Below are 7752 nucleotides of genomic sequence, written 5' to 3' on the forward strand. Positions count from 1 at the left end.
GTCGTCTGGCGGTTGCCTGGCTGCTGCCCCGGTCCTCTGTGACCGAGCCGTCGACGGGCTCGGTCACCGAAGGAGTCAGCCGCTGTACGGCTTGGCGTCCTTGATCGAGACCGCGATGTCCTTGCCGTTGGGCGCCGTGTACGAGGCGGTCTCGCCGACCTTCTTGCCGAGGATCGCGGCGCCGAGCGGCGACTTCTCGGAGTAGACGTCGATGTCCGTCGTGTCGGCGATCTCGCGCGAGCCGAGCAGGAACACCATCTCGTCTCCGGCGACCTCGGCGGTCACGACCATGCCCTGCTCGACGACGCCGTCGTCGGGCGGGGTGCCGATGCGTACAGACCGCAGCTTCTCCGTGAGCTCGCGGATGCGGGCCTCGTTCTTGGCCTGCTCCTCGCGTGCCGCGTGGTAGCCGCCGTTCTCCTTGAGGTCGCCCTCGTCGCGGGCTGCCGCGATGCGGTCGGTGATGTCCGTGCGGCCCTCACCCGTCAGGTGCGCGAGCTCAGCCTGGAGTCGGTCGTGTGCCTCCTGGGTCAGCCAGGTGACGTCGTTCTCTGCCACAGGTCGCTCCTTCCTTGTCACGGACGCGTCGTGCGCGGCCGCGATGACTCGAGTGGTGGGTTGCCCAGGCGCGGGCCTGTCGGCACAGCGTGCACGTGGGCAGGGACCCGTCGATCGTCTGCGTCAGCTGGTGACGTCAGTGGCTCCCGGCTTCAGTGCGCCTGAGCACGATCGGCACGAGCCGGGTCAGCGTCTGAATCCGTCAGTATAGCAATGCAGAAGAACCGGGCACGGCAGCAGACTGGCCAGGACGGGTGATCAGCCGGTCAGGCGGGACGGGTCGGCCGGCAGGCCGGACCGCCGAGGGTCAGTCGACGAGCACGCACTCGTCGACGACGGCGGTCACCGCGAGCTCGGTCGTCGCGATGGTCGTGGTGTAGCGGGCCTCGGAGACCTCCGCGGGGCCGATCGTCACCTCTTTGGTGCCCACCTGCGCGTAGTTCTCGTTGAGCGCCTCGACCGTGCACACGACAGTCGAGTCCTTGGGCTTGGCGACGTCGAAGGTGATGTCGACGGCCTCGGGCCCCTTCACCGAGTACCCGAAGTCCTTGCCGCGGACCGTGCTGGCCGTCGGGCCCATCGTCACCCAGGCGATCGAGAGGACCGCGACAGTCACGGCGGCGACGGCCAGGCGGACCTGCGTGGTCCTGCTGATCCCGCGGCGCGTGTCGTAGCGGCCCGAGGCGACGGGCGCTGCCGAGCCCGCGGCGGTGCCGGAGGCCTCGTCGTCGGTGAGCCGGGCCGGTCGGGTCGAGCCGCCCGGTCGGGCAGAGCCGGCCGGGCGGGTGGGCGCTGCATCGCGCGGGGAGCCGGGGCCGCCCTCGGCCTGGAGGCCGGCGTCCTGGGCCGAGGTCGCGCTGTCGGCGGGACCAGCCGCTGCGGTCGGGTCGGCGGGGGAGTCGTGACGGCGCGCGTCGTCCGGTCGGGTGCTCGGGTGCTCGGTCACGGGTGCGCCTCTCCGGCGTCGGTGGTGCGGTCGGTGTGACGACGTCGAGGCCCCCTCGGGCGGTCGGTGTCGGTCATCGATGGGATCATGGTCGTTGTCGATTATTGTCGCGAACGGCGCACAGCCGAAATCCACGGGTGCGTCTGCACGCGCACGGTCGCGCGCACGCACCCAGGCACACACACGCACTCACGCACACACAGGCGAACCCTAGGAGGACGCGGTGACCACAGCACCGTTGCGGCTCATGGCCGTGCATGCTCACCCCGACGACGAGTCGAGCAAGGGAGCAGCCACCACGGCGCGCTACGCCGCGGAGGGCGTCGAGGTGCTGGTCGTCAGCTGCACCGGCGGGGAACGAGGGAGCATCCTCAACCCGAGCTACGGGCGCGAGATCACCGACCTCGACGAGATGCGTGAGGTCCGCACGGTCGAGATGGCCGAGGCCGCCCGGGCTCTCGGGGTCCGGCACCGCTGGCTGGGCTTCGTCGACTCGGGTCTGCCCGAGGGCGACCCGCTGCCGCCCCTGCCCGAGGGCTGCTTCGCGCTGACGCCGCTCGAGGAGGCCGCCGCGCCGCTCGTCGAGCTGGTCCGGGAGTTCAGGCCGCACGTGATCACCACCTACGACCCGACCGGCGGCTACCCCCACCCTGACCACATCATGTGCCACAGGGTGTCGAAGGAGGCCTTCGACACCGCGGGGGACGCCGAGCGCTACCGCGGGCGCGGCGAGCCCTGGACGCCGCTCAAGCTCTACTACAACCACGGCTTCTCGATGGCCCGCATCCGTGCCGTCCACGAGGCGATGCTCGGGGCCGGGCTCGAGTCGCCCTTCGGCGAGTGGGTCGAGTCCCGTGCCGCCCGCGAGATCCCCGAGCGCGAGGTGACCACCCGCGTCCCCGTCGCGGACTACTTCGACGCCCGCGACGCCGCGCTGCGCGCGCACGCCACGCAGATCGACCCCGACGGCTTCTTCTTCGCGGTCCCGCGTGACCTCGAGCTCGACGAGTGGCCCTTCGAGGAGTACGAGCTCGCCGAGTCGCGCGTGGCCACGACGCTGCCCGAGGACGACCTGTTCGCCGGGATCCGCACGCACGAGGAGACGCACTGATGACGCTCGCCGCAGGCACGCTCACCGTGGTCGACCCCGTCGAGGCGGCTGCCCTCGGGTACGCCCCGGCGTCCTCCGCAGCGGTCACGGCGTCGACCACGACGGACCCTGAGCCCGCCACCACCTCGACCACGCCGGGGATCCCGACGATGCGCCCCGACCTCGAGGTCACGGACGTCTCGCCCGGGCTCGCCGGGTTCCTCGCGATCTTCGTGGTGGCTGTCGCCGCGATCCTGCTGATGCTCTCGATGACCCGCAAGCTGCGCAAGGTGAACCACTCCCAGGGCGCCGACCCGCAGGCCTCGGCGGTCTTCGACGACAGGATCAGCTCCGACCAGCGCACCGACCGGGGCTGACGTGCGCGTCACCATCGCGCAGACCGAGGTGAGCGGGGACCACTCCGCCAACCTCGTCGTCGTGCGGCACGCTGTCGCCGAGGCGCTGCGGGTGTCGAGCGACCTGCTCGTCCTGCCCGAGTACGCGAACGGCTACGACCCCGCCGGGGTGGGCGTCGAGCACGCCGAGACCCTCGACGGGCCCTTCGTCAGCACGCTGCGCGAGCTCACCTCCCGGCAGATCGCCTCGGGCGGTGCCGTCGAGGGTGCGACCCGCACGGGCGGTTCGTTGACAGTGGTGGCCGGGATGGTGCTCGCGGCGACCGACGGTGGTCTGCCGGGCAACGTCGTCGTCGTGGTCCGCGGCGGCGAGGTCGTCGGGACGTACCGCAAGGTGCACCTCTACGACGCCTTCGGTCACCGCGAGTCCGACCGTCTCGCTGCGGGGGACCCTGCGGCGGCGCCCCTGGTCGTGACCGTCGCCGGTCTGCAGGTCGGCGTGATGACCTGCTACGACCTGCGGTTCCCCGAGAGCGCCCGCCGTCTTGTCGACGCTGGCGCGCAGGTGCTCGTCGTCCCGGCGGCGTGGGCAGCGGGGCGCGGCAAGGTCGAGCAGTGGCGGATCCTCGCGCAGGCCCGCGCGATCGAGAACGTCAGCGCCGTGGTGGCCGTGGGCCAGGCTGGCAAGGGGGTCTCCGGGCACTCGCTGCTGGTGGGTCCCGACGGCTCGGTCGCGATCGAGCTCGGTGACACCCCGGCGTACCGGACCGCAGACGTCGACCCCGACGGCGTGGCCGTCGAGCGTGACCGCAACCCCTCGCTGGCGAACCGCCGCTACACGACGGTCCCGGTCGACCCGGCGCAGCAGGCCTGACCCGGCGGCTGGGACTCCCCGGGGGGTGGGAGCCAGCCGGCGAGCCGCCTGCCCGCCCACGAGGTCGCACGCGTGACGACGAGGTCGCCTGCCCGCACACGAGGTCGTCCGGTGGTCGACGAGGTCGTACAGACACGCCGGATCGACCGTCCTCAGCCCCAGATCTGGCGTGTCCAGACGACCTCGCGGCAGCGCGTGCGACCTGGGGTGCGGCGGGCGGTGCGCGGTGGGTACGGGTAGTGGTGGGACCGGGGCGTGCGGACTGTGGGTCGAGCGGGTCGCGTGACCCGGGTGTCAGCGGACGATGAGGACTGCGACGAGGATCGCTGCGTAGTGGCAGCCGTAGCCGACCACGGTGAGCACGTGGAAGATCTCGTGGAACCCGAACCACTGCGGGCTCGGGTTCGGGCGCTTGAGGCCGTAGACGAGGGCTCCGACGCTGTACGCGAGACCGCCGACCGCCACGAGCCACACGATCGCCGGGCTCCCGTTGCTGGCGAACTGGGGCATGTAGAAGACGGCCACCCAGCCGAGTGCGATGTAGACGGGCACGTAGACCCAGCGCGGCGCGCCGATCCAGATCATCCGCGCGGCGAGCCCGAGCAGAGCCCCGGCCCACACGGTCACGAGCAGCGTGACCGCCGAGGCCTTCGGCAGCAGCAGGACCGCGAGGGGCGTGCACGTCCCGGCGATGATGAGGAAGATGTTCGAGTGGTCTGCCCGGCGCAGCGCGGCATGCACCCGGGGGGACCAGGTCCCGCGGTGGTAGACCGCCGAGGTGCCGAAGAGCAAGATCGCCGTGAAGCCGAAGATCGCCGTCGACACCTTGCCGGCGACGGGCGGTGCGAGCACGACGAGGACGATGCTGGCGACCAGCGCCACGGGGAAGGTGCCCGCGTGGATCCATCCGCGCAGCCGTGGCTTGATGGCGTCGACGACGGCCTCAGCAGCGTCGGCGACACGCTCGAGCGGGCCGCCGGGCTCGGCGGACGGGCCGGGTGCGTCGGCCGGGGAGGTCTTGGCCATGAGGGGCTCCTGGTGGTCGTCGGTGCTCGCGGCGCTGCTCGGGCGGGCGCACGGAGCGGGGTGCTCCGGGGTCTCTCGGCGGACGGGCAGGGGGGCTGCAGGGGGGTGCCGCAGACGCCCGTCCGGCCATCCCCGACCCTAACCTACGCTGCCGTAGGTTAGCCGCCGTGGGACGGGCGTCCTGTGAAGACATCTTCGCTGACGCTGCGCATCTCCCACCACCGCCTCCGGTACCGTGGAAACACTGTCCTGTCTCTCCCGGAGGAATCCGCGTGCGCATGCCCCACCTGCTCTACGGGCTCTACGAACGACGCGTCGCCGCAGCGCTCTCCTCGCAGCCGCTCCCGCGCCACGTCGGCGTGATCCTCGACGGCAACCGTCGCTGGGCCAAGTCCTTCGGCGAGCCCGCGGCCCACGGCCACCGCCGCGGCGCCGACCGCATCGAAGAGTTCCTCGGCTGGAGCGAAGAGCTCGGCATCGAGGTCGTCACCCTGTGGATGCTCTCGACGGACAACCTGTCCCGCGGTGCCGAAGAGCTCGACGCCCTGCTCGGGATCATCGGCGACTCGGTCGACGCCCTGTCCCGCACCCGGCGCTGGCGCCTGCGCGTGGTGGGCAGGCTCGACCTGCTGCCCGAGGCCTTCGCCGAGCGTCTGCGCGCCGCCCAGGCCCAGACGGACGACGTCGAAGGGCTTCAGGTCAACGTCGCGATCGGCTACGGCGGACGCCACGAGATCGCCGACGCGGTCCGTGCCTTCCTCACCGAGCGGGCCGCCGCCGGGGACACCCTCGACGAGGTCGCGGCCGCGATCGACGTCGACCACATCGGCCAGCACCTCTACACCCGCGGCCAGCCCGACCCGGAGCTGGTCATCCGCACCTCGGGCGAGCAGCGTCTCGGCGGGTTCTTGCTGTGGCAGTCGGCCCACTCGGAGTTCTACTTCTGCGAGGCCTACTGGCCCGACTTCCGCAGGGTCGACTACCTCCGCGCGCTGCGCGCCTACTCCCAGCGCGAACGTCGCCTCGGGCGCTGACGGCGCGAACGTCGCCTCGGGCGCTGACGGCGCTGACGGCGCTGACGGCGCTGACGGCGCTGACGGCGCTGACGGGCGCAGACAGCCGCAAGTGCTGGGTGTCACCGCCTCCTCGTAGGCTCGGCCCATGATCCAGACTGTCGCCGTCGAGGGCTACCGCACGCTGCGCGACCTCGTGGTCGACCTCGGGCAGCTGACCGTGGTGACCGGGGCCAACGGGAGCGGCAAGTCGAACTTCTTCAGGGCGCTCAGGTTGCTCGCCGCGTGCGGTCAGGGGCGCGTGGTCGGTGCGCTGGCTGCCGAGGGCGGACTGCCCTCGACCCTGTGGGCGGGCCCTCAGCACGGCACGCGGCCGGGTGGGATCACCGAGGGGACGCGTCGGACGGGTCCTGTCGCGCTGCGCCTGGGCTTCAGCGGACCTGACCTCGGGTACGCGATCGACCTGGGTCTGCCGCAGACCAGCCAGGACTCGCCCTTCGCCCTCGACCCGGAGATCAAGACCGAGACGGTCTGGTCGGGCGGCGTGCTGCGCCCCGCGACCCTCCAGGCGGAGCGGCGCCGCGGGCACGTGCGGACCCGCGACGACGCGGGCCGCTGGACGGAGTCGAGCCGCGACCTGCGGACCTCGGAGTCGATGATCGACGAGTTCGTCGACGACACCGGTGCCCCGGAGATGCTCCGGGTGCGCCGCGACCTGCGGGACTGGCGGTTCTACGACCAGTTCCGGACTGACCCGCACGCACCGGCCCGCGCAGCGCACATCGGCACGCAGACGCCCGTCCTGGCCGACGACGGGGCGGACCTCGCTGCGGCTCTCGCGACCATCCAGTGGATGTCTGCCGACGGAGAGCTCGAGCGGGCTGTCGACGACGCCTTCCCGGGCTCCGAGCTCCAGGTCACCTCCGATGCGGGGCTCTTCCGTCTCGCGCTGCACCAGCCCGGTCTGCTCCGCCCGCTGTCGACGGCCGAGCTCTCGGACGGGACGCTGCGCTACCTGCTCCTGCTCGCAGCCCTCGGGTCACCGCGACCGCCCGAGCTGCTGGTCCTCAACGAGCCCGAGACGAGCCTGCACCCGGACCTGCTGCCCGCCCTCGCGCGCCTCGTGCTCTCGAGCGCCGAGCGGACTCAGACCATCCTCGTGACGCACTCGCAGATCCTCCTCGACGCGCTCGACGACGAGCGCCGGAGTCAGCGCTGGCAGCCGAGCGTCGAGCGGGTGCACCTCGTGAAGTCGGTCGGTGAGACGCTCGTCGACGGCCGGGAGGGCCCGCTCGACAGCCCGCGCTGGGCGTGGCCGAAACGCTGAGCCTGGTCGGTGCAGAGCCACGTCGGGCCTGACGGCGACGAGCTAGCACGACTGTGCTCGGCAGGACCGGGCTCGGCACGACCGTGCTCGACGAGACCGGGCTCGGCACGACCGTGCCCGCAGTGTCGCGTCCGCTGGCCGGGCGACGCCGCGACCCGAGGCTGCGGCGTCAGTCGGTGATCGCGAAGGCGTCGATCTCGACGAGCATCTCCTCGCGCGGCAGGCCGGTCATCACCGTCGTGCGGCTGGGCAGGACGCCTGAGGGGCAGTGCTGCGCGACGAAGGCTCCGTAGGCCTCGTTCATCGCGGCGAAGTCGTCACGCGTCGTGAGGTAGACGCGCAGCATGACGACGTCGTCGAAGCTCGCTCCCGACGCCTCGACGATCGCCCGGACGTTCTCGAGGGTCCGGGTCGTCTGCGCGGCGACGTCGCCCGGGAACAGGTACTCACTCGTCTCGGGGTCGACGGGGCCCTGCCCCGACACCTGGACGAACGGGCCCTTGCGGACCCCCTGGTGGAAGGTGTGCGCGGGCGCCGGGGCGTGCGGGGTGCTGATGGGGGT

Annotated in this window: 9 protein-coding genes; 5 read left to right on the forward strand and 4 right to left on the reverse strand. The window is 72.1% G+C overall.

Going from position 1 to position 7752, the window contains the following annotated elements; all coding sequences use genetic code 11:
* Nucleotides 1-75 precede the first annotated feature (75 nt).
* Both greA and HZZ10_RS20095 read right to left on the reverse strand, forming a co-directional pair.
* On the reverse strand, nucleotides 76-558 hold the full coding sequence (gene greA / locus HZZ10_RS15815; RefSeq protein WP_056136687.1) for a transcription elongation factor GreA: 483 nt from the start codon (nucleotides 556-558) through the stop codon (nucleotides 76-78).
* Nucleotides 559-865: 307 nt separating this feature from the next.
* Nucleotides 866-1504 carry a DUF4307 domain-containing protein gene (locus HZZ10_RS20095; RefSeq protein ID WP_308507601.1) on the reverse strand — a complete coding sequence of 213 codons (639 nt, stop codon included), beginning with the start codon at nucleotides 1502-1504 and terminating at the stop codon, nucleotides 866-868.
* Between the two features lie 223 nt (nucleotides 1505-1727).
* Here HZZ10_RS20095 and mca point away from each other — a divergent pair, with 223 nt between their 5' ends.
* From mca to HZZ10_RS15835, 3 genes are read left to right on the forward strand one after another with little or no spacing between them, the layout of a single operon-like run.
* A complete protein-coding gene (gene mca / locus HZZ10_RS15825) occupies nucleotides 1728-2615 on the forward strand; it encodes a mycothiol conjugate amidase Mca (RefSeq protein ID WP_179914218.1) in 888 nt (295 codons plus the stop codon).
* Nucleotides 2615-2971, forward strand: a complete 357-nt coding sequence (locus HZZ10_RS15830) for a hypothetical protein (protein ID WP_056136695.1) — start codon at nucleotides 2615-2617, stop codon at nucleotides 2969-2971. The genes mca and HZZ10_RS15830 overlap by 1 nt, the downstream gene beginning before the upstream one ends.
* Before the next feature lies 1 nt (nucleotide 2972).
* The gene (locus HZZ10_RS15835; RefSeq protein WP_179914219.1) at nucleotides 2973-3824 is read left to right on the forward strand and encodes a nitrilase-related carbon-nitrogen hydrolase; all 852 of its coding nucleotides are present in this window, start codon (nucleotides 2973-2975) and stop codon (nucleotides 3822-3824) included.
* Between the two features lie 294 nt (nucleotides 3825-4118).
* Here HZZ10_RS15835 and trhA read toward each other — a convergent pair whose 3' ends face one another.
* Nucleotides 4119-4850: a PAQR family membrane homeostasis protein TrhA gene (trhA, locus tag HZZ10_RS15840; protein ID WP_179914220.1), complete on the reverse strand. Its 732-nt coding sequence runs from the start codon at nucleotides 4848-4850 to the stop codon at nucleotides 4119-4121.
* A 272-nt stretch (nucleotides 4851-5122) separates the two neighbouring features.
* On the opposite strand from trhA, the gene HZZ10_RS15845 reads away from it, so the two are divergent.
* Together HZZ10_RS15845 and HZZ10_RS15850 are read left to right on the forward strand one after the other, a co-directional pair.
* A complete protein-coding gene (locus HZZ10_RS15845; RefSeq protein WP_179914221.1) occupies nucleotides 5123-5884 on the forward strand; it encodes an isoprenyl transferase in 762 nt (253 codons plus the stop codon).
* A gap of 127 nt (nucleotides 5885-6011) precedes the next feature.
* Nucleotides 6012-7190, forward strand: coding sequence for an AAA family ATPase (locus tag HZZ10_RS15850; RefSeq protein ID WP_179914222.1), 1179 nt, complete (start codon nucleotides 6012-6014; stop codon nucleotides 7188-7190).
* A gap of 169 nt (nucleotides 7191-7359) precedes the next feature.
* On the opposite strand, the gene HZZ10_RS15855 is transcribed toward HZZ10_RS15850, so the two are convergent.
* Nucleotides 7360-7746, reverse strand: coding sequence for a RidA family protein (locus HZZ10_RS15855; RefSeq protein ID WP_179914227.1), 387 nt, complete (start codon nucleotides 7744-7746; stop codon nucleotides 7360-7362).
* Nucleotides 7747-7752: the final 6 nt, after the last annotated feature.

This window comes from Sanguibacter inulinus, assembly GCF_013415325.1.
GTDB classification, from domain to species: Bacteria; Actinomycetota; Actinomycetes; order Actinomycetales; family Cellulomonadaceae; genus Sanguibacter; species Sanguibacter inulinus.